This window comes from Pseudomonas sp. B611 (assembly GCF_055407965.1).
Window position 1 is genome coordinate 122,519 of sequence record NZ_JBUZST010000007.1, and the last position, 20,903, is coordinate 143,421.

The following is a 20,903-nucleotide window of genomic DNA, read 5'->3' on the forward strand; positions in this document are numbered from 1 at the left end:
CACATAAAGTGTCCAAGGAGTACACATGACATTGACCGTCAAAACCCTGCTCGACCTGGCCATGGCCAACCCGATCAACGCCGAGATCACTGCGCGTCTGCCGGCCCTCGGCCTGGACCAGTGTTTTCTCACCGCAGGCTGCCTGTTCCAGGCGGTGTGGAATCATCAGTCGAACCTGCCTGCTGCCCAGGGCGTAAAGGACTACGACGTTTTCTACTTCGACACAGACCTGTCCTACGAAGCCGAGGATGCCGTGATTCGCGCGGCTGAGAGGTTGTTCGAGGATTTGGGCGTCAACGTTGAAGTGAAGAACCAAGCGCGGGTGCATCTTTGGTATGGCCAGCGGTTCGGCCGGCCGTATCCGCAATTGCTCACGGCCCGGCAGGGGATTGATCGCTACCTGGTGGCGGGCACCTGTATTGGCCTGGAAGTGGCGACGGGCGAGGTGTATGCGCCGTATGGCTTGGCGGATGTGGAGCAGGGTGTGCTGCGCATCAACCCGTTGCACGCGGAGCCGGAATTGTTTGCGCGTAAGGCCAGGAGTTATCAGGAGCGGTGGCCTTGGCTCAGGATTGTGGGGGCTACTTGACACGGGGGCGATGCGGGTAGGGTGTTCGGCAGGGAGTGCGCGGTGATCCCTTCGTAGCCTCGCTAAAGCTCGACAACTCCCACATTTTGATTTGTGAACACCGTTAAATGTGGGAGCTGGCTTGCCTGCGATGGCGCCAGCCCAGGCAACATCAAAACCCGCCTCCAGACCCAATCGGCAATGAACTTTTACCCGCCCACCCCCCGTCCAAGTTGAAACGCCCAGCCAAGGACCCGCCATGACCTTCTTCATCTTCCTGCTCGCCTGCGCCGCCGCCGCCAGCACCGGCATGCTCTTCAAGCCCGGCGCCTGGTATGAATCCCTTGTCAAGCCAAGCTTCACCCCACCCAATTGGCTGTTCCCGGTGGCATGGACGCTGATCTACCTGCTGCTGGCCTGGGCCGGTTACCGCCTCAGCCTGATCCCGGACAGCCAAGTGGTACTGGCGCTGTGGGCGGCGCAGATTGCCTTGAACACGTTGTGGACGCCGGTGTTCTTCGGCGCCCATCGCATCCTCGCGGGGATGGTGATTCTGGTGGTGTTGTGGCTGACCGTGGCGGCGATGGTGGTGTTGGCGGTGCGCCTGGACTTGATCACCGGGTTGATCCTGTTCCCGTACCTGGCGTGGCTGTGTGTGGCGGCGGCGTTGAATTTCTCCATTTTGAGAAATAACCGCTGATGACTCACAACCTCTGGCCCGCCAGCGAAACCGAACTGGCCGAGATGCGCCGCTTCAACAGGAAGCTCGCCTGGTTGCCGCGTTTCAAGATCCGCAATCGCGTCACGCCGCGTGTGATCCAGGCGTTGCTGCGTGCCGGTCAACGGTTGAAACGCGCCCCTGCGGCTGAAACCCGGTACGCCGGTTCGGTGCCCGTGCGCATCCTGCGTCCCAGCGGCAAACTCAAGGGCGTGGTGCTGGATATCCACGGTGGCGGCTGGGTGATCGGCAATGCGCAGATGGATGACGCGCTCAACCTGGACATCGTCAAGGCCTGCGACGTGGCGGTGGTGTCGGTGGATTATCGGCTGGCGGTCGATACGCCGGTGCAAGGCCTGATGGACGATTGCCTCACGGCTGCGCGTTGGTTGCTGACCGCCGATGAGTTTGCGGGCCTGCCGGTGATCATCGTTGGCGAATCGGCCGGTGGGCACCTGGCGGCGGCGACGTTGCTGGCGTTGAAGGATTGGCCGGAACTGCTCGCGCGGGTCAGCGGCGCGCTGCTGTATTACGGCGTCTATGACCTCGCTGGCACGCCCAGCGTACGCGCCGCAGGCCCAGACACGTTATTGCTGGACGGGCCCGGCATGGTCCAGGCGCTAAGCATGCTCACGCCGGGGCTGAGTGACGACGAGCGTCGGCAGCCGCCGTTGTCACCGCTGTATGGCGACTTCACCGGCTTGCCGCCGGCGTTGATGTTTGTAGGGGAACTGGACCCGCTCAAGGACGACACGCTGTTGATCGCAGAGCGATGGCCGGATGCGCAAGTGCAACTGGTGCCGGAGGCGGCCCATGGGTTTATTCATTTTCCGGTGGGGATGGCGGGTAAGGTGTTGGCCTATGGCCGCCAGTGGATAGTAGGCAAGACGGCCCTTGAAGACCCTTTCAGTATCCGCCTGGTTGCTGCGGATGATGTTTCACAGGTGCTGGCGTTTGTACAACAGGCCCGCGCCGAGATGTTTCCCAAGCTCAGCGACGCCGGTATGCCGAATGATCTGGCGCAATTTGAGGCGACCTACCTTCAAGGTGACGGGCGCTTTCTGATCGCCTGCAATGCCGGTCAAATCGTCGCTGCCATTGGCTACCTGCCGTATGACAACCGGTTCCCCCAGCTGAATTATCAGGGCCGCAAGACGGTGGAAGTGGTGCGCTTGTTTGTGCTGCCGGCGTTTCGGCGCTTTGGTTTGGCGGGGGCGTTGTATCGCGCGCTGGAGGCAACGGCGCAGGCGGATGGGGTGGAGGTGATGTACCTGCATACCCATCCGTTTTTGCCGGGGGCGATTGATTTTTGGCTTCGGCAGGGGTTTGAAGTGATTGATGTCGAGGCGGACCCGGTGTGGCAGACAACGCATATGCAGCGAACACCGCAGATCTAATGTGGAAATGATCATGTGGGAGCAGGCTTGCCTGCGATGGCGGCGGGTCAGCTTGCATCTCTTCAACTGACAGACCGCTATCGCAGGCAAGCCAGCTCCCACAGTTGAATTGTGTTGTTTGGGGGTCCGCGTTCAAGCCTCTAGTTCGAGCGCAGTCGCAAGATCTTCGCCCCATCAAACGGGTCCGTCAGGTAATGCGCCTGCACCCCGAACGTCTCCTGCAACCGCTGCGGCGTCAGTACGTCCAGCGGCTTGCCCAGCGCCACCAACCGCCCGCGATCCAGCACGGCCAAGCGATCGCAAGTCAGCGCCTGGTTAAGATCATGCAGCGCAATCAACGTTGTCACCGGCAGTGCTTGCACGCCCTTCAAAATGCCAAGCTGATGCTGGATATCCAGGTGGTTGGTTGGTTCATCCAGCAACAAGATCTGCGGCCGCTGCGCCAAGGCACGGGCGATGTGTACGCGTTGGCGTTCGCCGCCGGAGAGGCTGCGCCACGCGCGATGGCTCAGGTGGGTGGCGTCCACGTCGTGCAGGGCCTGGCGCACGATGCTGTCGTCGTCGACGGACCACGGGCTCAGCGCCGACAGCCACGGCGTGCGGCCCAGGGCCACGGCGTCGAACACGCGGATGGCGTCGTCGGTGTCGGCTTGTTGTTCCACCACTGCCAGTTGCTGCGCAATCACGCGGCGGGATAACTGCCCCAGGCGCTGGCCGCCCAGCCACACCTCACCGGACGCCGGTGTACGCAACCCGGCCAGCAGTTTGAGCAAGGTGGATTTGCCGGAGCCGTTCGGCCCGACAATGCCGAGGGTTTCCCCCTGCGCGACGTCCAGATGAATATCGCGCAGCAACTCGGCGTCACGCACCTTGAAGCCCAGGCCGCGGCAACTGAGCACGCTCATCGTGCGTTCCTCCGCCCGATCAGAATCAGCGCAAACACCGGCGCGCCGACCAATGCGGTGACCACACCGACCGGAATCACCTGGCCCTTGATCAAGCTGCGCGACAGCACATCCGCCGCAATCAAAAACAGCGCACCGCCCAGCGCACTGGCCGGCAGCAAGCGCGAATGCCCGGTGCCCAGCAACAGGCGCACGGCGTGGGGAATCACCAGCCCGACAAAACCGATAGAGCCGACAATCGACACCATCACCGCCGTCACCAGCGCCGCGCAGCCCACCAGCACAAACTGCACGCGCCGCACCGGGATGCCGAGGGATGCCGCCGAGTCGCTGCCAAAGGTGAACGCATCCAGCGCCCGACGGTGCCACAGGCACACCGCCAAGCCCACGAGCGCCACCGGCACGGCCAGCCACACCGAGGGCCAGCGCACGCCGCTGAGGTTGCCCAGTAACCAGAACATGATGCCGCGCGCCTGTTCAGAGCTGGCGGATTTGGTGATGAGGAAGGCGGTCAGCGCATTGAACAGCTGTGAACCGGCAATGCCGGCGAGGATGATCTGCCCGGTGCCGCTGGACGAACCGCTGGCCCGCGCGAGCAAAATCACCAGGGCGAACGCGGCCATGGCGCCGACAAATGCGCCTGCCGACAACGAAATCAAGCCACCGCCCACGCCGATCAACGCCACCAATACCGCACCGGTCGAGGCACCGGCGCTGATGCCCAGCAGGTACGGGTCGGCCAATGGGTTGCGCAGCAGCGACTGCAAGATCACCCCGCAGGTCGCCAACCCCGCACCGCATGCGGCGGCGACCAGGGCGCGGGTCAGGCGGTAGTTCCACACCACGCCTTCGTCGATGGGGTCCAGCACGTAGCCGGCGCCCCACAGTTTATTGGCCAGCACCTGAAGCACGACCTGCGGCGAGATGGCGGTTTCACCGATGGCCACGCCGGCGAGCACGGCGGCCAGGAGCAGGGCCAGGGCGAGGAGGGCACGAATCATTGCGGCAGGTCGTAGCCGTCGATGGCCGTGGCCAGTTGTTCAAGGCCATCGAACATGCGGATGCTGGCCTGCAACGCCAGGGCGTCGAGGACGATGATGCGGTTGTTTTTTACGGCGTCCATATTGCGCGTGACCGGGTCGCTGCGCAGGAAGGCGAGTTTCTTTTCGTGGTCGTCGGCGGGGTAGCGGCGGCGGTCCATGCGGGCGATAACGAGGAAGGTCGGGTTGGCCTTGGCGATGGTTTCCCAGCCAACGGCGGGCCATTCCTCATCGGACTGCACCACGTTATGCAAGCCAAGGGTTTGCAGCATGAATTCGGGGATGCCCTTGTGGCCGGCCACGTACGGGTCGCTGGCCATCTCGGCGCTGGAGAACCACACCAGCGCGCTGGCCTGCTTGAGGCCTTTGCTCTGCACGGTGGCGACGGACTTGGCCAGGCGTGCCTTGAGCTCGTCGTTCAGCTGTTGGCCGCGATCCTGTACATCGAAAATCGCCGCCAACTGGCTGATGCTTTTATAGATGGTGTCGATGCGGAACGGCTCCAGCCGCGTGCCGTCGGCGCCCACCAGGTTGTCTTTGCCTTCGCAGTCGGAGGGCAGCAGGTAGGTGGGGATTTTCAGCTCGTGAAACTGCTCGCGGGTGCCCACCACGCCTTGCGCACCGACCACCCATTCCAGTTCGGCGGCCACCAGTTGCGGGCGCTTGGCGATCACTGCTTCGAAGCTCGGCTCGTTATTGGCCAGGCGCTCGATGCCGTCGTTCAGTGTCTTGAACTGCGGCAGTACGTTGTTGAACCACAGCGACGTGCCGACCACTTTATCGCCCACGCCCAAGGCGTAGAGCATCTCGGTGGCGACCTGGCCGATGGTCACGCTGCGCGCGGGGGCTTGTTGGAAGGTGAGGGTGCTGCCGCAGTTTTCCAGCGTCAGCGGGTAGTGGGTCGGCGCGGCGTGGGCCAGGGCACAGAAACCCAGGCCGGTGAGCAGGGCGGTAACGCGTGGCAGCATGGGGCAATCTCCGTTTGGACCGTACAGTGGACTGGGGAGGTACGGTAGTGGAAATACACCCACGAATACGGCCGCCGGGGCCGCGCAAGGATGTCCTTCCCGGACACCCCGCCGGTTGGTGATAACACTGGGCCGGCAGGTCTCCTGACTGGTGCGTCGTCGCCACGCTCCGGCCTTCCCGGACAGTGTCCAGTGGCAGTGGGGAGCAGGCTCGGCACCTACAGTTGCGGGGGCAGTTCCGATTGGCGCGACGGGGCGCGCTTGGGATTCCCTATTAGTCCCCTTCGGGAACCGGCGCGCCATGGTAGTCGATCGGGCCCATGAAAACACCGGAAATCAACTGTGGAAGGGGGCTAGTCAGCCAGGAATTGGCAAGCGTAAAAAGCAACCTGTGGCGAGGGAGCTTGCTCCCGTTGGGCCGCGAAGCGGCCCCAGCTTTTAAGGGCTGGGACTGCTGCGCAGTCCAACGGGAGCAAGCTCCCTCGCCACAGGTGCAGCGTTCGTCCTGTCAGTGGGTTATTTGCGATCCAGCCACACGGTCTGCGCATTGCAGAACTCGCGCACGCCGAAGTGCGACAGCTCACGGCCAAAGCCACTTTTCTTGATCCCGCCAAACGCCACCCGAGGGTCGGAGACGCTGAACGAGTTGACGAAGATCCCGCCAGTTTCCAGCCTGTTGGCGATATCGCGGGCTTTCGCCGCATCGGTGGTGAAGATGCTGGCCGTGAGGCCGAACTCGCTGTCATTCGCCAACTCCACCGCGTGGTCGGCGTCGCGGGCGGTGATGATCGAGGCGACGGGGCCGAACAGTTCCTGTTTGAACGAGGTCATCTGGTCGGTGACGTTGGCCAGTACGGTCGGCTCATAGTAGTTGCCTGCACCTGCGACTTTATGGCCGCCCAGCAGCAGGGTTGCGCCTTCTTCCAGGGTGGCGTGGACCTGGCCGTGCAGCTCGTCGCGCAGGTCGAAGCGGGCCATCGGGCCGATGTAGGTAGCGGTCGAAGTCGGGTCGCCCATCACCAAGGCACGGCTGGCCTCGAGGAACTTGGCGGTGAACGCCTCTACCACGCCGGCTTCGATGATCAGGCGCTTGGCGGCGGCACAGACTTGGCCGCTGTTCTGGAAACGGCCGATCAACGCGGCTTGCACTGCGGCGTCGAGATCGGCGTCGTTGAGCACGATGAACGGGTCGGAGCCGCCCAGTTCCAGCACGCATTTTTTCAGCGCGGCCCCGGCCTGGGAGCCGATGGCGATACCGGCGCGTACGCTGCCGGTGAGGGTGACGGCGGCGATGCGTGGGTCGGCGATGGCTTTGGACACGCCGTCCGGGGTCACGTTGAGCACTTCGAACAGGCCGTCAGCGAAGCCGGCCTTTTTGAACGCTTGCTGGATCAGGTAGGCGCTGCCCATCACGTTCGGTGCGTGTTTGAGCACGTAGGTGTTGCCGGCGAGCATCGTCGGCACGGCGCCGCGCAGCACTTGCCAGACCGGGAAGTTCCACGGCATCACGGCGAGGATCGGGCCCAGCGGGCGGTATTCGATGTGGGCGCTGCCGTTGTCCACCAGGGTCGGTTCCGGTGCAAGCATGACCGGGCCTTGGGCCGCATACCATTCGCTGAGCAGGGCGCATTTTTCGATTTCGGCACGGGCCTGGGCGATGGGTTTGCCCATTTCCAGGGTGATCATCTGTGCCATGTCTTCGGCTTGCTCACGCAGGGCGGCGGCCAGGGCCAGCAACAGCTCGGCGCGCTGGCTGACCGGCTGGCGGCGCCAAGTGCGGAAGGCAGCGGTGGCACGGTCGAGGGCGGCGTCCAGTTGCGCTTTGGATTCGTACGGGTAGCTGCCGACTGTTTCGCCGTTGGCCGGGTTGATCGAGAGGGCGTGAGTGGTCGCGTTCATGGCACCGTCCTGCTGAATGAGTAAGTGGGGTTCAGCCTACGGGGCTAGCTCTTTTCTGGAAACTGAATAATATTAAGCAATACGCTCTCAAATGGAGAATGATGACTATGCGATCGTTCCCACGCTCCGCGTGGAAACGCCTCCTGTGACGCTCCGCGTCACGCTGTGGGACGCAGAGCGCCCCGGGCTGCATTCCCACGCAGAGCGTGGGAACGATCAGCGTGGGAACGATCATGGAGAATGACTTGGACCTGGTGCAGCTGGAAATCTTCAAGGCCGTTGCCGAGCAAGGCAGCATCAGCGCCGCCGCGCAGTTGATTCATCGGGTGCCGTCGAACCTGACTACCCGCATCAAGCAACTGGAGCAGGACCTGGGCGTGGAGTTGTTTATCCGCGAGAAGAGCCGCCTGCGCCTGTCGCCGGCGGGCTGGAACTTCCTCGGCTATGCGCGGCGCATCCTCGACCTGGTGCAGGAAGCCCGCGCGACGGTGGCGGGGGAGGAGCCCCAGGGCGCGTTTGCCCTCGGGTCACTGGAAAGCACGGCGGCGGTGCGCATCCCGGCCTTGCTCGCGGCCTACAACCAGAAACACACCAAGGTCGAACTGGACCTGAGCACCGGGCCGTCCGGCACGATGATCGAAGGCGTGCTGTCGGGGCGCCTGGCGGCGGCGTTTGTCGATGGGCCGGTGTTGCATGCAACGCTGGAAGGTGTGGCGGTGTTTGAAGAAGAGATGGTGGTGATCGCGCCGTTGCATCACGCGCCGATCACTCGGGGCCAGGATGTGAATGGCGAGAACATCTACACCTTTCGCTCGAACTGCTCCTACCGGCACCATTTTGAACGCTGGTTCTCCCAGGATGGCGCGGTGCCGGGCAAGATCTTCGAGATCGAGTCGTACCACGGCATGCTCGCCTGCGTCAGCGCCGGCGCGGGCTTGGCCCTGATGCCGCGCAGCATGCTGGAAAGCATGCCGGGGTTTGCGGCGGTGAGCGTGTGGCCGCTGATGGACAGCTTTCGGGTGTTGCACACCTGGCTGATCTGGCGGCGGGGCACGGTCTCGCAGAGTCTCAACAGCTTTGTAAAGCTGCTAGAGGAACGCAACCTAGTAGCGACGTAGATCCAATGTGGGAGCGGGCTTGCTCGCGAATGCGGTGGTTCAGTTACACATGTATCGCCTGACACACTGCATTCGCGAGCAAGCCCGCTCCCACATTTTTGAACTTCATCAGCCACCGAATTGGAGGGTGCCCATCGCCAGCTTGGTCATCAGTGCTGTCGCACCCAATTGCACCAGCCACAACGCCAGGCCACCGAGGAACACACCCAGGGCCACCTGTAACACCAGGCTCTTCTGCCGCTTGGCTTGCGGCGCACGCGGCGTGTAGTCATCCAGTTCGTCACGGTCGGCACGCAGGTCCAGGTCGTCGTTTCTCATAGGGTTCTCACAGCAAAGGGGCGGGCAAGGTTCAGTCTAGGGGCTGGCGACAAAAAAGGGGAAGCCATTGGCTTCCCCTTCTGTGCAACGGTGACCGGCTTACAGCACCTGAACGATTGCCTTTGTGACCGCGTCGATGTTCGACTGGTTCAACGCCGCCACACAGATGCGGCCAGTGTCGAGGGCGTAGATGCCGAACTCGTTGCGCAGGCGGGTGACCTGTTCAACGCTCAGGCCGGAGTAGGAGAACATCCCACGCTGGCGACCGACGAAGCTGAAGTCGTGGCCCGGAGCGGCCTTGGCCAGCTCACTCACCATCTGCTCGCGCATGCCACGGATACGCAGGCGCATTTCAGCCAGCTCGGCTTCCCACTGGGCGCGTAGCTCAGGGCTGTTGAGCACCGCAGCCACAATCGCTGCACCGTGGGTCGGTGGGTTGGAGTAGTTGGTGCGGATCACGCGTTTGACCTGGGACAGGATGCGCGCGCTTTCTTCCTTGGACTCGCCGACGATGGACAGCGCGCCGACGCGTTCGCCGTACAGCGAGAACGACTTGGAGAACGAGCTGGACACAAAGAAGGTCAGGCCCGACTCAGCGAACAGGCGCACAGCGGCGGCGTCTTCGTGGATGCCGTCGCCAAAGCCCTGGTAGGCCATGTCGAGGAACGGCACGAGGTTCTTGGCCTTGACCACGTCCAGCACGTTCTGCCAGTCGGCCGGGCTCAGGTCGACGCCGGTCGGGTTGTGGCAGCAGGCGTGCAGCACCACGATGGACTGTGGCGGCAGGGCGTTGAGGTCTTCGAGCAGGCCGGCACGGTTGACGTCGTGGGTGGCGGCGTCGTAGTAGCGGTAGTTCTGCACTGGGAAGCCGGCGGTTTCGAACAGCGCGCGGTGGTTTTCCCAGCTCGGGTCGCTGATGGCGACAACGGCGTCTGGCAGCAATTGCTTGAGGAAGTCAGCGCCGATTTTCAGCGCGCCGGTGCCGCCAACCGCTTGCACGGTGGTGACGCGGCTAGCGCTCAGCAGCGGCGATTCAGCGCCAAACAGCAGGGTTTGCACGGCCTTGTCGTAGGCCGCGATGCCGTCGATTGGCAAGTAGCCACGGGCGGCGTGTTGCGCCACGCGAATGGCTTCCGCTTCGGCAACGGCACGCAAGAGTGGAATCTTCCCCTCCTCGTTGCAGTAAACGCCTACGCCAAGGTTGACCTTGGTGGTTCGTGTATCGGCGTTGAATGCTTCGTTGAGGCCCAGGATAGGATCGCGTGGTGCCATTTCGACAGCGGAGAACAGGCTCATTTTTGCGGCAGCTCTATGGGGGAATGGAGGGACGTGTCGCGCTCCAGCCGAATGCACTAGAGCGGTGCACAAACGGGGAGCTAGTATAGAGGCCATCACCGCCTGAGGCGACAACGGAAACGGCTTTTCGGCCAAGTTTTTCGGTTTATTTGCTGACCGTTAGTCTTATTGCAACATTGGCCGGGCAAGGCATGTAAGACGATTGCCTTGAAACCCGTCACATTCGCCACCACTTCTACGGCTATCATGGTTTTTTCCTGCTGCCCGCTCTGATTTTTCGCGGGTGACGGTCTTTTTCGTTCCTGACGGGTTTACAGTCTGGGGTGACTTCAAGAGGTACGTTATGTCGGATTTCCAACTCGTCACCCGCTTTGAACCCGCCGGCGACCAACCCGAGGCGATTCGCCTGATGGTCGAAGGCATCGAGGCCGGCCTGGCCCACCAGACGCTGCTCGGGGTGACCGGTTCGGGCAAGACCTTCAGCATTGCCAACGTGATCGCCCAGGTCAACCGGCCCACCCTGGTGTTGGCGCCGAACAAGACCCTGGCCGCGCAGTTGTACGGCGAGTTCAAGTCGTTCTTCCCGAACAACGCCGTCGAGTACTTCGTTTCCTACTACGACTACTACCAGCCCGAAGCCTATGTGCCGTCCTCCGATACCTTTATCGAGAAGGATGCGTCGATCAACGACCACATCGAGCAGATGCGGCTGTCGGCGACCAAGGCGCTGCTGGAGCGCAAGGACGCGATCATCGTCACCACGGTGTCGTGCATCTACGGCCTGGGCAGCCCGGAAAGCTATCTGAAAATGGTCCTGCACGTGGATCGCGGCGACAAACTCGACCAGCGCGAAGTGCTGCGCCGCCTGGCGGATTTGCAGTACACCCGCAATGACATGGATTTTGCCCGTGCGACTTTCCGCGTGCGCGGCGATGTGATCGATGTGTACCCGGCCGAATCCGACCTGGAAGCGATCCGCATCGAACTGTTCGACGATGAAGTCGAGAGCCTGTCGGCCTTCGACCCGTTGACCGGCGAGGTGATCCGCAAGCTGCCGCGCTTCACCTTCTATCCGAAAAGCCACTACGTCACCCCGCGTGAAACCCTGTTGGACGCCATCGAGCACATCAAGGTCGAGCTGGCCGAGCGTCTCGACTACCTGCGCGCCAACAACAAGCTGGTGGAAGCCCAGCGCCTGGAGCAGCGCACCCGCTTCGACCTGGAGATGATCCTGGAGCTGGGCTACTGCAACGGCATCGAAAACTACTCGCGCTACCTCTCGGGCCGCGAATCCGGCGCGCCGCCGCCGACCTTGTATGACTACCTGCCCGCCGACGCGTTGCTGGTGATCGACGAATCCCACGTCAGCGTGCCGCAGGTCGGCGCGATGTATAAGGGCGACCGTTCGCGTAAGGAAACCCTGGTGGAATACGGTTTCCGCCTGCCATCGGCGCTGGATAACCGGCCGATGCGTTTCGACGAATGGGAAAGCATCAGCCCGCAGACCATCTTTGTCTCCGCCACGCCGGGCAACTACGAGGCCGAGCATGCCGGCCGGGTGATCGAGCAGTTGGTGCGCCCGACCGGCCTGGTGGACCCGCAGATCGAAATCCGCCCGGCGCTGACCCAGGTCGACGATTTGCTCTCCGAAATCAACAAGCGCGTGGCCCTGGAAGAGCGGGTGCTGGTCACTACGCTGACCAAGCGCATGTCCGAAGACTTGACCGACTACCTGGCCGACCACGGCGTGCGCGTGCGCTACCTGCACTCGGACATCGACACCGTGGAGCGTGTGGAAATCATCCGTGACCTGCGCCTGGGCACTTTTGATGTGCTGGTGGGGATCAACCTGCTGCGTGAAGGTTTGGACATGCCGGAAGTGTCGCTGGTGGCGATCCTCGATGCCGACAAGGAAGGCTTCCTGCGCTCCGAGCGCTCGCTGATCCAGACCATCGGCCGCGCGGCGCGTAACCTCAATGGCCGGGCGATTCTCTACGCCGACCGCATCACCGGCTCCATGGAGCGCGCGATTGGCGAGACCGAGCGCCGTCGCGACAAGCAGATTGCCTTTAACCTGGCCAACGGCATTACGCCCAAGGGCGTGTTCAAGGATGTCGCCGACATCATGGAAGGCGCCGTCGTGCCGGGCTCGCGTAGCAAGAAGCGCAAGGGCATGGCCAAGGCCGCCGAGGAAAGCGCCAAGTACGAGAACGAACTGCGCTCGCCGAGTGAGATCACCAAGCGGATTCGCCAGTTGGAAGAGAAGATGTACCAGTTGGCGCGGGACCTGGAGTTTGAGGCGGCGGCGCAGACGCGGGATGAGATTGGCAAGTTGCGGGAGCGATTGCTGGCTGTTTGATTTGTAGTGACTGGGCGGGCCTCATCGCGGGCAAGCCCGCTCCCACATTTGACTGCATTTCAACGTTGGAACTCGGTCAAGTGTGGGAGCTGGCTTGCCTGCGATGGCGGCACCACGGTCTCAATGACTCTCCCCAGCCTTCAATCCCGCCGGCAAGGCCTTGGTCAGCAACACCGCAACCATGCTGATCCCCAGCGCCAACCCGACAAAGTGAAACGCATCGTTGTAGGCCATGATCTGCGCCTGCTGGTGCGCTATCTCACTGAGCTTGCCCAGCGCTGCCGTGTCGCTGCCGAACGTCTGCGCCAGCGTCGCCAGGCGTTCCGCCACCTGCGGGTTGGTCGGTACCAGCGCCTCACGCAAGTAATCAAAGTAGGTCTTGGTGCGCGCATCGAGCAAGGTCGCCAGTAGCGCAATGCCGATGGCGCCGCCGAGGTTGCGCAGGATATTGAACAGGCTCGACGCCGAACCCGCATCTTGCGGCAGGATGTAGGCGGTGGCGATCAACGAGATGGTGACCATGATCAGCGGCTGACCAAGGGCGCGGATGATCTGGATCTGGTTGAACTGGCTGCCGGCGAAGTCCGGGTTGAGCACCCCCGAGGAAAAACTCGCCAGGCCGAACAGGCCGAATCCCACGGTGCATAGCCATTTGGGCGACACGTACTTCATCAGCTTGGGCACCAGCGGGATCAGAAACAGCTGGGGCACGCCCATCCACATGATCACTTCGCCGATCTGCAGCGCGTTGTAGTTCTGGATCTGCGCCAGGTACAGCGGCAACAGGTAGATCGAGCCGTACAGGCCCACGCCCATGCCCAGGCTGGCGATGCTCGACAGGCCGAAATTGCGGTTGGCCAGGATGCCCAGGTTGATCAGCGGGTTGGGCTTGGAGAGCTGCACGATGACAAAGGTGATCAGGCTGAGCAGGGCGATGCTGCCGAGGCTGACGATCAGGCTGGATTCGAGCCAGTCCTTGCGGTGGCCTTCTTCGAGGAACACCTGCAAGCAGCCAAGGCCCACCGCCAAGGTGACGATGCCCAGGTAGTCGGTGCTTTTCAGCAGGTCCCAGTTCGACGCCTTTTTCTCCAGGCCGTAGAGCAGCCCGGCGATCATCAGCAGGCCCGGCGGCACGTTGATGTAGAAGATGTACTCCCAGCCCCAGTTCTCGGTGAGCCAACCGCCGATGGTCGGGCCGATGGACGGGGCGAAGGTGGCGGTCATGGCGAACATCGCCATGCCTTTGGCGCGGTGGTGTTCGGGCAGCTTGATCAGGGTGAGGGTGAACGCCAGCGGGATCAGCGCGCCGCCGGTAAAGCCTTGCAGGGCGCGGAACACGATCATGCTTTCCAGGCTCCAGGCCATGGAGCACATCAGCGAGGCGATCAGGAACCCCACCGACACCCACACCGCCAGCCGCCGCGCCGAGAGCAGCTGCACCAGCCAGGCGGTGAGGGGGATCATGATGATTTCGGCGACAAGGTAGGAGGTGGAAATCCACGAGCCTTCTTCCAGGGTGGCTGACAGCGCGCCTTGGATGTCCTTGAGCGACGAGTTGGTGATCTGGATGTCGAGTACCGCCATGAACGCGCCGAGCATCACGCTCATCACCGCGATCCAGTCGCGCCGGGTCGGTTCGCCGACCGGGCGCAGCAGTTGATCACCGGCCATCAGGCTGGTCTTGGATGTTCACTTTGACGGTCACGGACATGCCGGGACGGATCTTGCCGTGCAGCGGGTTATCCGCCGCGAAAGTCAGTTTTACCGGAATCCGTTGTACGACTTTGGTGAAGTTGCCCGTGGCATTGTCTGGTGGCAGTAGGCTGAACTGCGCGCCGGAGGCGGCGAACAGGCTGTCTACCCGGGCGTCGATGGGCGTGTCGGCGTAGGCGTCGAAGGTCAGTTGGGCCTTTTGCCCGGGTTGCATGTGGCCGATCTGGGTTTCCTTGAAGTTGGCCTGGATCCAGATGTCCTGGTCGGGAACGATCGACAGCAGGTAGGCGCCGGCCTGCACGTATTGGCCGTTGCGCGCGGCGCGCTGGCCGACGAGGCCGCTGATGGGCGCGTGGATCTCGCTGCGGGTGAGGTTGAGTTCGGCCTGGGCCAGGTCGGTCTTGGCGTTGGCGATCAGCGCGTCGAGGCGCTTGATTTCGGCGTTGAGGGCGTTGACCTGCTGGCGCTGGCCCTGCAAATCCGCTTCGGCCATGGTCACCTGGGAGCGGGCGATGTGGTTGTCGGCGGACAGGGTGGTCACGCGTTCTTCCGAGACATAGCCGGGCTTGCGCAGGGTTTGCGCGCGGGACAAGTCGATCTGCGAGCGGCCCAGGCTGGCCTGGCTCGACGCCACCTTGGCCGCGCCGGCGGCGATCAGGCTGGCTTGTTGGGTGAGCTTGCTCTGGGCCTGGGTGCGTTCGGCTTCGCGCATGGCGAGGGCGGCGTTGGCGCGGTCGACGGCGAGGTGGAAGTCGTCGCCTTCGAGCTGCACCAGGAGCTGGCCCTTTTCCACGTGTTCGTTGTCGCCTACCTTTACGTCGACGATGCGTGCGCCGAGCTGGCTGGAGACGCGGGTGATTTCGCCCTGTACGTAGGCATTGTCAGTGCTTTCATAGAAGCGGCCCTTGAAGAACCAATGGGCGAAGAAGCCCAGGCCGATCAGGATCACGATAAACACGAAGATAAACAGGCGGCGCTTCAAAGGGGCTGGCATGGGGACAGTGTCTGTAACAAGAGGTAATGGAATATAGCCACCCAAGCATCTGTCCAATAGCCATGACTGGCGTTGAGACCGAAGCTTGGCCTAAATGCCATGCTCGATAGGGTGGGTGCTGGAGCCCAAGTACCGAGGGCTGTTACCATTCGCCCCTTGTTTCAATTCTAGTTTTATCGCCCATTCGAGACCCGCCATGACCACCGTCCGCACGCGCATCGCGCCATCGCCTACTGGGGATCCCCACGTCGGCACTGCCTACATCGCCTTGTTCAACTACTGCTTTGCCAAGCAGCACGGTGGTGAATTCATCTTGCGGATCGAAGACACCGACCAGGTGCGCTCGACCCGTGAGTCGGAGCAGCAGATTTTCGATGCCCTGCGCTGGTTGGGCATTACCTGGGCCGAAGGCCCGGACGTCGGCGGCCCGCACGGCCCATATCGCCAGAGCGAGCGCAGCGACATCTACAAGCAATACACCCAGCAACTGGTCGACATGGGCCATGCGTTCCCATGCTTCTGCACCGCAGAAGAACTCGACCAGATGCGCGCCGAGCAACAGGCCCGGGGCGAAACCCCGCGTTACGATGGCCGCGCGCTGCTGCTGTCCAAGGAAGAAGTGGCGCAGCGCCTGGCGGCGGGCGAGCCTCACGTGATCCGCATGAAAGTGCCGAGCGAAGGCGTGTGCGTGGTGCCGGACATGCTGCGCGGTGACGTCGAGATCCCGTGGGATCGCATGGACATGCAAGTGCTGATGAAGACCGACGGCCTGCCGACGTACTTCCTGGCCAACGTGGTCGACGACCACCTGATGGGCATCACCCACGTGCTGCGCGGCGAAGAATGGCTGCCATCGGCGCCGAAGCTGATCCTGCTCTACGAATACTTCGGCTGGGAACAACCGCAGCTGTGCTACATGCCGCTGTTGCGTAACCCGGACAAGAGCAAGCTGTCCAAGCGCAAGAACCCGACCTCGGTGACGTTCTACGAGCGCATGGGCTTTATGCCGGAAGCGATGCTCAACTACCTGGGCCGCATGGGCTGGTCGATGCCGGACGAGCGCGAGAAATTCTCGTTGCAGGAAATGGTCGACAACTTTGACCTGTCCCGCGTTTCCCTGGGCGGGCCTATCTTCGATATCGAGAAACTGTCGTGGCTCAACGGCCAATGGCTGCGTGACCTGCCGGTGGAAGAGTTCGCCAGCCGTGTGCAGCAGTGGGCACTGAACCCTGAATACATGATGAAGATCGCGCCGCTGGTGCAGGGCAGGGTGGAGACATTCAGCCAGGTCGCGCCGTTGGCCAGCTTCTTCTTTGCCGGGGGCGTGAACCCGGATGCCAAGCTGTTCGAGTCCAAGAAACTCTCGGGCGACCAGGTGCGCCAGTTGATGCAGTTGATCCTGTGGAAACTGGAAAGCCTGCGTCAGTGGGAGAAGGATGCGATCACCGCAACGATCCAGGCCGTGGTTGAATCCCTGGAATTGAAGCTGCGCGATGCCATGCCGCTGATGTTTGCCGCGATCACCGGGCAGGCCAGTTCGGTGTCGGTGCTGGACGCGATGGAAATTCTCGGCCCGGACCTCACCCGTTTCCGTCTGCGCCAAGCCCTTGATTTGCTTGGTGGTGTCTCGAAGAAAGAAAACAAAGAGTGGGAAAAGCTGTTGGGCGCTATCGCTTAATCAGCCTGCTGCAACGGCGAAACCCCGGTTTTCCGGGGTTTCGCCGGTAAGTGATTGTTATCCCGGCAAAAAACTTTGGAAAATGTTGAAAATAAATTTGACACACTTCCAAAGCGCCATTAAGATTCGCCCCGTCCTCACCGATGAGGGGCTATAGCTCAGCTGGGAGAGCGCTTGCATGGCATGCAAGAGGTCAACGGTTCGATCCCGTTTAGCTCCACCAATTTACAGGTTCAAGGTCTGGCCACACCGTCCTTGAATCGATCAGTTCTCAGCGCTGATCAGTTGTACAGAAGGTTTTGTCCCCTTCGTCTAGTGGCCTAGGACACCGCCCTTTCACGGCGGTAACAGGGGTTCGAGTCCCCTAGGGGACGCCAGTTTCAACAAGCAGCTCGAAAGGTCTGCTGCGCCGCGAGGCGAAAAATCCGGGGCTATAGCTCAGCTGGGAGAGCGCTTGCATGGCATGCAAGAGGTCAACGGTTCGATCCCGTTTAGCTCCACCAATTTACAGGTTCAAGGTTCCGGCCACACCGTCCTTGAATCAGATCAGTTCTCAGCACTGATCGGTTGTACAGAAGGTTTGTGTCCCCTTCGTCTAGTGGCCTAGGACACCGCCCTTTCACGGCGGTAACAGGGGTTCGAGTCCCCTAGGGGACGCCACGATTACCCGCTCTGCGGGATTTTTAAGGGTCATTCAATTATTGAATGGCCCTTTTGTTTGTCTGGCGTTTGGCCAATTCTTTTCTTCCCTTCCTGTTTTCTCTTCAGACCAATGGTCGTGTTAGTCGCTTGCCAAATATTATTATGGTAATAATATTCAACCCATGAGAACCGGAGGCTTTGATGAGCGATAAAAAAGCGCAAACCCGCGAACGCATTTTGCAGGCTGCCAGCGCGGCGTTGATCCAGCGTGGCCCGGCAGAGCCGAGTGTCGGTGAAGTCATGGGCGCGGCGGGGCTGACCGTCGGTGGTTTCTACGCGCATTTTGAAAGCAAGGACGCGCTGATGCTGGAGGCGTTCACCGAACTGCTGGGCAAGCGTCGTGCGGCCATTGACGATATGGATGCACTGTTGACGGGTGAAGAGCGCCGAGGCCTTGTGGCAGCGTTCTACCTGTCGCGCAAACATCGCGACTCTACCGTTCAGGCCTGCCCGATCCCGGCGACCGTCGGCGAGATGAGCCGCTTGCCCGATGAGTTCCGCCAAGCGCTGAACGAACACTGCGAGCTGATGGCCGCCCAACTGGCCGCCAGCCCCGAAGACACCGACAAGGCCCTGGCCGACATGGCGCTGATGATCGGTGGCCTGGCCCTGGCGCGTGCGCTGGGCCCAGGTGAATTGTCTGACCGCGTGTTGCGCGCCGCCAAGTCGGCCGTGCGCTAGAAGAGGGCTCTAAGGATGGGCACGTTAACCTGGATTCGTCGCTTCAACGGCGCCCTGGGGCATCTGGCGCCGCACACCGTGGCCAACAAGATGCGGCGTGCCTTCATGACCCCGCGAGATCTTCCACCGCGCGACTGGGAGTTGCCGCTGCTGGCGCAGTCCGAGCGCATCACCTTGCGTTTCGGCCTGTCGGCCCTGCGCTGGGGCCAAGGGCCGGCGGTGTTGCTGATGCACGGCTGGGAAGGGCGGCCAACCCAGTTCGCCAGCCTGATCACTGCCCTGGTCAATGACGGTTATTCGGTGATCGCCCTGGATGGTCCGGCCCATGGCCGTTCGCCGGGGCGTGAGGCGCATGTGCTGCTGTTCGCGCGGGCGATGCTGGAAGCGGCCGCCGAATTGCCGCCGCTGCATGCGGTGGTCGGGCACTCCATGGGCGGTGCCAGTGCGATGCTGGCCGTGCAACTGGGGCTGCGCACCGAAGCGCTGGTGAGTATCGCCGCGCCGTCGCGTTTCCTCGATGTGCTGCGTGGGTTCACCAAAATGGTCGGGTTGCCAGCACGAGCCCGTTCGGCGTTTATCCACGAGGTTGAACAGACCTTCGGCATGCCGCTGAAGCATCTGGACGTTGCCCACTATCAGATGAATATGCCCGGCCTGATCGTGCACGCCGAAGACGACACCTTCGTCCCCGTCAAAGCCGCCCAAGCCATCCACGAAGCCTGGTTCGACAGCCGCCTGCTGCGCCTGGAGCAGGGCGGTCACCAGAAAGTGCTGGCCGATCCCCGGGTGATCGAGGGCGTGCTGGCGCTGCTGGCTGGCCGTCGTCTACAGGCGCGACAAAGCGCCTGATACACTGCCCGGCCGAGATCAATCGACTGGAGCAAGGCATGGGCTGGGATTTGGCAACGCCGTTTATCATCGACCTGCAGGTCGGCGCCGAGGACATCGACGGCCTGGGCCACGCCAATAACGCCGTCTACGTGTCCTGGCTGGAGCGTTGCGCCTGGCGCCATTCCCAGCGCCTGGGCCTGGACCTCACCGAGTACCGCCGCCTGGACCGCGCCATGGCGGTGGTGCGTCACGAGATCGACTACCTCGCCGCCGGCTACGAAGGTGACGAGCTGCAACTGGCCACCTGGATCGTCGACTGGGACCAGCGCCTGAAAATGACCCGGCGCTTCCAGCTGGTCCGCCCCCGCGACGGCGCGACCTTGCTGCGGGCGCAAACCACCTTTGTCTGTATCGAACTGTCCAGCGGCAAGCCCAAGCGCATGCCCGCCGAGTTTCTTGACGGTTACGGCCCCGCCCTGACAGGGGGTTAACGGTTGCCGCAGGAAACCCAGTAAACTGCGCGACGATTTTTGTTGAGTGTTTCCCATGCAAATTGCTTTGGCGCCCATGGAGGGGTTGGTCGACAACATCCTGCGGGACGTGTTGACCCGCGTGGGCGGGATCGATTGGTGCGTGACCGAGTTCATCCGCGTCAACGACCGCCTGCTCACCCCGGCGTATTTCCACAAGCTCGCTCCTGAATTGCTGCACGGTGCCCACACCGCTGCGGGCGTGCCGTTGCGCGTGCAGTTGCTGGGCTCCGATCCGGTGTGCCTGGCGGAAAACGCCGCGCTCGCCGCTGAGCTGGGCTCCGAGGTGATCGATCTGAACTTCGGCTGCCCGGCGAAGACGGTGAACAAATCCCGGGGCGGCGCGGTGCTGCTCAAGGAGCCGGAGTTGCTCAACCAGATCGTCGAGCATGTGCGGCGTGCGGTGCCTGCACATATCCCGGTCACCGCCAAGATGCGCCTGGGTTTCGACAGCCCGGACGGCGCGCTGGTCTGCGCCACGGCGCTGGCCGAAGGCGGTGCGGCGCATATCGTGGTGCATGCGCGGACCAAGACCGACGGCTACAAGCCGCCGGCCCATTGGGAGTGGATTCCGCGGGTGCAGGACGTGGTCAAGGTGCCCGTGTTTGCCAATGGCGATATCTGGAGTGTTGAAGACTGGAAGCGCTGCCGCGAAGTCAGCGGTGCCGAAGACATCATGCTCGGTCGCGGCCTGGTGGCGCGTCCTGACTTGGCGCGGCAAATTGCAGCCGCGCGTGCAGGCGAAGAAGTGGTGGAGATGACTTGGGCGCAGATGCAGCCCATGCTCCAGGAGTTCTGGACCCAGTCAGTCGCCCAGCTCACTGAGCGCCAGGCGCCAGGCCGCTTGAAGCAGTGGCTGGCCATGTTGACGCGCAATTACCCTGAGGCGGTCGAGCTGTTTACTGCTATGCGCCGGGAAACAGATTTGCAACAGGTCAGCCGCCTGTTGGGTATGGCCCATCCGGGACAATACAGCGTGCCGTAAGATCTGTCCTGAGGTTCACAAAATGCCCCGTATCGAAAGATTCGGGGCATTTTGCGTTTTTGCGCTTGAACTAGGGGCTGCACACGGTGGTGGTATTTATATGCGCGTGGGATATCACACTAGGTCGGTGAGTTGGCTCTTGAAGTGTGTCGGTGAGTTGCTTTCTCGGCGGTTTATTAGTGAGTGTGTCTGTGAAAGTATCG

General features: G+C 62.4%; 18 protein-coding genes, 4 tRNA genes, 1 pseudogene and 1 riboswitch. Of the genes and pseudogenes, 15 read left to right on the forward strand and 8 right to left on the reverse strand.

Annotated features, from left to right (window positions below; translation table 11 throughout):
• The first annotated feature begins 25 nt into the window (after nt 1–25).
• The 4 genes and pseudogenes from ACZRMO_RS17370 (at nt 26) to ACZRMO_RS17385 (ending at nt 2,683) form a co-directional block, all read left to right on the forward strand.
• Nucleotides 26–589 (forward strand): nucleotidyltransferase family protein, encoded by a 564-nt coding sequence (locus ACZRMO_RS17370; RefSeq protein WP_463973622.1) that lies wholly within the window; start codon nt 26–28, stop codon nt 587–589.
• A gap of 238 nt (nt 590–827) precedes the next feature.
• Complete coding sequence (tspO, locus tag ACZRMO_RS17375) at nt 828–1,268, forward strand: tryptophan-rich sensory protein TspO (RefSeq protein ID WP_463973623.1); 441 nt, start codon at nt 828–830, stop codon at nt 1,266–1,268.
• Nucleotides 1,268–2,173: pseudogene (locus ACZRMO_RS17380) on the forward strand (alpha/beta hydrolase fold domain-containing protein); the annotation flags it as partial. The gene tspO and the pseudogene ACZRMO_RS17380, both read left to right, overlap by 1 nt.
• A gap of 90 nt (nt 2,174–2,263) precedes the next feature.
• A complete protein-coding gene (locus tag ACZRMO_RS17385; protein ID WP_463973728.1) occupies nt 2,264–2,683 on the forward strand; it encodes a GNAT family N-acetyltransferase in 420 nt (139 codons plus the stop codon).
• Between the two features lie 140 nt (nt 2,684–2,823).
• Here ACZRMO_RS17385 and ACZRMO_RS17390 read toward each other — a convergent pair whose 3' ends face one another.
• The 4 genes from ACZRMO_RS17390 to ACZRMO_RS17405 all read right to left on the reverse strand — a co-directional run bounded on the left by ACZRMO_RS17390 (nt 2,824) and on the right by ACZRMO_RS17405 (nt 7,495).
• Entirely contained in the window at nt 2,824–3,588 is a 765-nt protein-coding gene (locus ACZRMO_RS17390) for an ABC transporter ATP-binding protein (RefSeq protein WP_463973624.1), read from the reverse strand.
• Nucleotides 3,585–4,589, reverse strand: coding sequence for a FecCD family ABC transporter permease (locus tag ACZRMO_RS17395; RefSeq protein WP_257781838.1), 1,005 nt, complete (start codon nt 4,587–4,589; stop codon nt 3,585–3,587). The genes ACZRMO_RS17390 and ACZRMO_RS17395 overlap by 4 nt, the downstream gene beginning before the upstream one ends.
• Nucleotides 4,586–5,596: an ABC transporter substrate-binding protein gene (locus tag ACZRMO_RS17400; protein ID WP_463973625.1), complete on the reverse strand. Its 1,011-nt coding sequence runs from the start codon at nt 5,594–5,596 to the stop codon at nt 4,586–4,588. The genes ACZRMO_RS17395 and ACZRMO_RS17400 overlap by 4 nt, the downstream gene beginning before the upstream one ends.
• Before the next feature lie 117 nt (nt 5,597–5,713).
• Nucleotides 5,714–5,907: riboswitch (cobalamin riboswitch) on the reverse strand.
• Between the two features lie 205 nt (nt 5,908–6,112).
• Nucleotides 6,113–7,495, reverse strand: coding sequence for an aldehyde dehydrogenase family protein (locus ACZRMO_RS17405; protein WP_463973626.1), 1,383 nt, complete (start codon nt 7,493–7,495; stop codon nt 6,113–6,115).
• Nucleotides 7,496–7,740: 245 nt separating this feature from the next.
• On the opposite strand from ACZRMO_RS17405, the gene ptrR reads away from it, so the two are divergent.
• On the forward strand, nt 7,741–8,613 hold the full coding sequence (gene ptrR, locus ACZRMO_RS17410; RefSeq protein WP_124525747.1) for a putrescine utilization regulator PtrR: 873 nt from the start codon (nt 7,741–7,743) through the stop codon (nt 8,611–8,613).
• Nucleotides 8,614–8,721: 108 nt separating this feature from the next.
• Here ptrR and ACZRMO_RS17415 read toward each other — a convergent pair whose 3' ends face one another.
• Both ACZRMO_RS17415 and ACZRMO_RS17420 read right to left on the reverse strand, forming a co-directional pair.
• Entirely contained in the window at nt 8,722–8,931 is a 210-nt protein-coding gene (locus tag ACZRMO_RS17415) for a hypothetical protein (protein WP_071486333.1), read from the reverse strand.
• Nucleotides 8,932–9,030: 99 nt separating this feature from the next.
• Nucleotides 9,031–10,227 (reverse strand): amino acid aminotransferase, encoded by a 1,197-nt coding sequence (locus ACZRMO_RS17420; RefSeq protein ID WP_463973627.1) that lies wholly within the window; start codon nt 10,225–10,227, stop codon nt 9,031–9,033.
• Between the two features lie 343 nt (nt 10,228–10,570).
• Between ACZRMO_RS17420 and uvrB the strand changes: the two genes are divergently transcribed.
• Entirely contained in the window at nt 10,571–12,586 is a 2,016-nt protein-coding gene (gene uvrB / locus ACZRMO_RS17425) for an excinuclease ABC subunit UvrB (protein WP_463973628.1), read from the forward strand.
• Between the two features lie 120 nt (nt 12,587–12,706).
• Here the strand turns inward: uvrB and ACZRMO_RS17430 are convergent, their stop codons facing one another.
• Complete coding sequence (locus tag ACZRMO_RS17430) at nt 12,707–14,257, reverse strand: MDR family MFS transporter (protein ID WP_017737874.1); 1,551 nt, start codon at nt 14,255–14,257, stop codon at nt 12,707–12,709.
• Complete coding sequence (locus ACZRMO_RS17435; protein WP_463973629.1) at nt 14,247–15,293, reverse strand: HlyD family secretion protein; 1,047 nt, start codon at nt 15,291–15,293, stop codon at nt 14,247–14,249. The genes ACZRMO_RS17430 and ACZRMO_RS17435 overlap by 11 nt, the downstream gene beginning before the upstream one ends.
• A gap of 196 nt (nt 15,294–15,489) precedes the next feature.
• Here ACZRMO_RS17435 and gltX point away from each other — a divergent pair, with 196 nt between their 5' ends.
• From gltX to ACZRMO_RS17480, 9 genes are all read left to right on the forward strand, one after another.
• Nucleotides 15,490–16,971 carry a glutamate--tRNA ligase gene (gltX, locus tag ACZRMO_RS17440; RefSeq protein ID WP_017737872.1) on the forward strand — a complete coding sequence of 494 codons (1,482 nt, stop codon included), beginning with the start codon at nt 15,490–15,492 and terminating at the stop codon, nt 16,969–16,971.
• Nucleotides 16,972–17,118: 147 nt separating this feature from the next.
• Nucleotides 17,119–17,194: transfer RNA gene (locus ACZRMO_RS17445), tRNA-Ala, on the forward strand.
• 78 nt (nt 17,195–17,272) lie between these two features.
• Nucleotides 17,273–17,348: transfer RNA gene (locus tag ACZRMO_RS17450), tRNA-Glu, on the forward strand.
• Nucleotides 17,349–17,398: 50 nt separating this feature from the next.
• A tRNA-Ala gene (locus ACZRMO_RS17455) sits at nt 17,399–17,474 on the forward strand.
• An 81-nt stretch (nt 17,475–17,555) separates the two neighbouring features.
• Nucleotides 17,556–17,631, forward strand: a tRNA-Glu gene (locus ACZRMO_RS17460).
• 183 nt (nt 17,632–17,814) lie between these two features.
• A complete protein-coding gene (locus ACZRMO_RS17465) occupies nt 17,815–18,354 on the forward strand; it encodes a TetR/AcrR family transcriptional regulator (protein ID WP_463973630.1) in 540 nt (179 codons plus the stop codon).
• Nucleotides 18,355–18,369: 15 nt separating this feature from the next.
• The gene (locus ACZRMO_RS17470) at nt 18,370–19,203 is read left to right on the forward strand and encodes an alpha/beta fold hydrolase (RefSeq protein ID WP_463973631.1); all 834 of its coding nucleotides are present in this window, start codon (nt 18,370–18,372) and stop codon (nt 19,201–19,203) included.
• 38 nt (nt 19,204–19,241) lie between these two features.
• Nucleotides 19,242–19,676, forward strand: coding sequence for an acyl-CoA thioesterase (locus ACZRMO_RS17475; protein WP_463973632.1), 435 nt, complete (start codon nt 19,242–19,244; stop codon nt 19,674–19,676).
• 55 nt (nt 19,677–19,731) lie between these two features.
• Nucleotides 19,732–20,700 carry a tRNA dihydrouridine synthase gene (locus ACZRMO_RS17480; protein WP_463973633.1) on the forward strand — a complete coding sequence of 323 codons (969 nt, stop codon included), beginning with the start codon at nt 19,732–19,734 and terminating at the stop codon, nt 20,698–20,700.
• Nucleotides 20,701–20,903: the final 203 nt, after the last annotated feature.

Excerpts from the sequence above, each read along its gene's own strand:
- ACZRMO_RS17370 (WP_463973622.1), top strand. The coding sequence starts at position 26 with ATGACATTGACCGTCAAAACCCTGCTCGACCTGGCCATGGCCAACCCG.
- tspO (WP_463973623.1), top strand. The coding sequence starts at position 828 with ATGACCTTCTTCATCTTCCTGCTCGCCTGCGCCGCCGCCGCCAGCACC.
- ACZRMO_RS17385 (WP_463973728.1), top strand. The coding sequence starts at position 2,264 with ATGTTTCCCAAGCTCAGCGACGCCGGTATGCCGAATGATCTGGCGCAA.
- ACZRMO_RS17390 (WP_463973624.1), bottom strand. The coding sequence starts at position 3,588 with ATGAGCGTGCTCAGTTGCCGCGGCCTGGGCTTCAAGGTGCGTGACGCC.
- ACZRMO_RS17395 (WP_257781838.1), bottom strand. The coding sequence starts at position 4,589 with ATGATTCGTGCCCTCCTCGCCCTGGCCCTGCTCCTGGCCGCCGTGCTC.
- ACZRMO_RS17400 (WP_463973625.1), bottom strand. The coding sequence starts at position 5,596 with ATGCTGCCACGCGTTACCGCCCTGCTCACCGGCCTGGGTTTCTGTGCC.
- ACZRMO_RS17405 (WP_463973626.1), bottom strand. The coding sequence starts at position 7,495 with ATGAACGCGACCACTCACGCCCTCTCGATCAACCCGGCCAACGGCGAA.
- ACZRMO_RS17415 (WP_071486333.1), bottom strand. The coding sequence starts at position 8,931 with ATGAGAAACGACGACCTGGACCTGCGTGCCGACCGTGACGAACTGGAT.
- ACZRMO_RS17420 (WP_463973627.1), bottom strand. The coding sequence starts at position 10,227 with ATGAGCCTGTTCTCCGCTGTCGAAATGGCACCACGCGATCCTATCCTG.
- uvrB (WP_463973628.1), top strand. The coding sequence starts at position 10,571 with ATGTCGGATTTCCAACTCGTCACCCGCTTTGAACCCGCCGGCGACCAA.
- ACZRMO_RS17430 (WP_017737874.1), bottom strand. The coding sequence starts at position 14,257 with ATGGCCGGTGATCAACTGCTGCGCCCGGTCGGCGAACCGACCCGGCGC.
- ACZRMO_RS17435 (WP_463973629.1), bottom strand. The coding sequence starts at position 15,293 with ATGCCAGCCCCTTTGAAGCGCCGCCTGTTTATCTTCGTGTTTATCGTG.
- gltX (WP_017737872.1), top strand. The coding sequence starts at position 15,490 with ATGACCACCGTCCGCACGCGCATCGCGCCATCGCCTACTGGGGATCCC.
- ACZRMO_RS17465 (WP_463973630.1), top strand. The coding sequence starts at position 17,815 with ATGAGCGATAAAAAAGCGCAAACCCGCGAACGCATTTTGCAGGCTGCC.
- ACZRMO_RS17470 (WP_463973631.1), top strand. The coding sequence starts at position 18,370 with ATGGGCACGTTAACCTGGATTCGTCGCTTCAACGGCGCCCTGGGGCAT.
- ACZRMO_RS17475 (WP_463973632.1), top strand. The coding sequence starts at position 19,242 with ATGGGCTGGGATTTGGCAACGCCGTTTATCATCGACCTGCAGGTCGGC.
- ACZRMO_RS17480 (WP_463973633.1), top strand. The coding sequence starts at position 19,732 with ATGCAAATTGCTTTGGCGCCCATGGAGGGGTTGGTCGACAACATCCTG.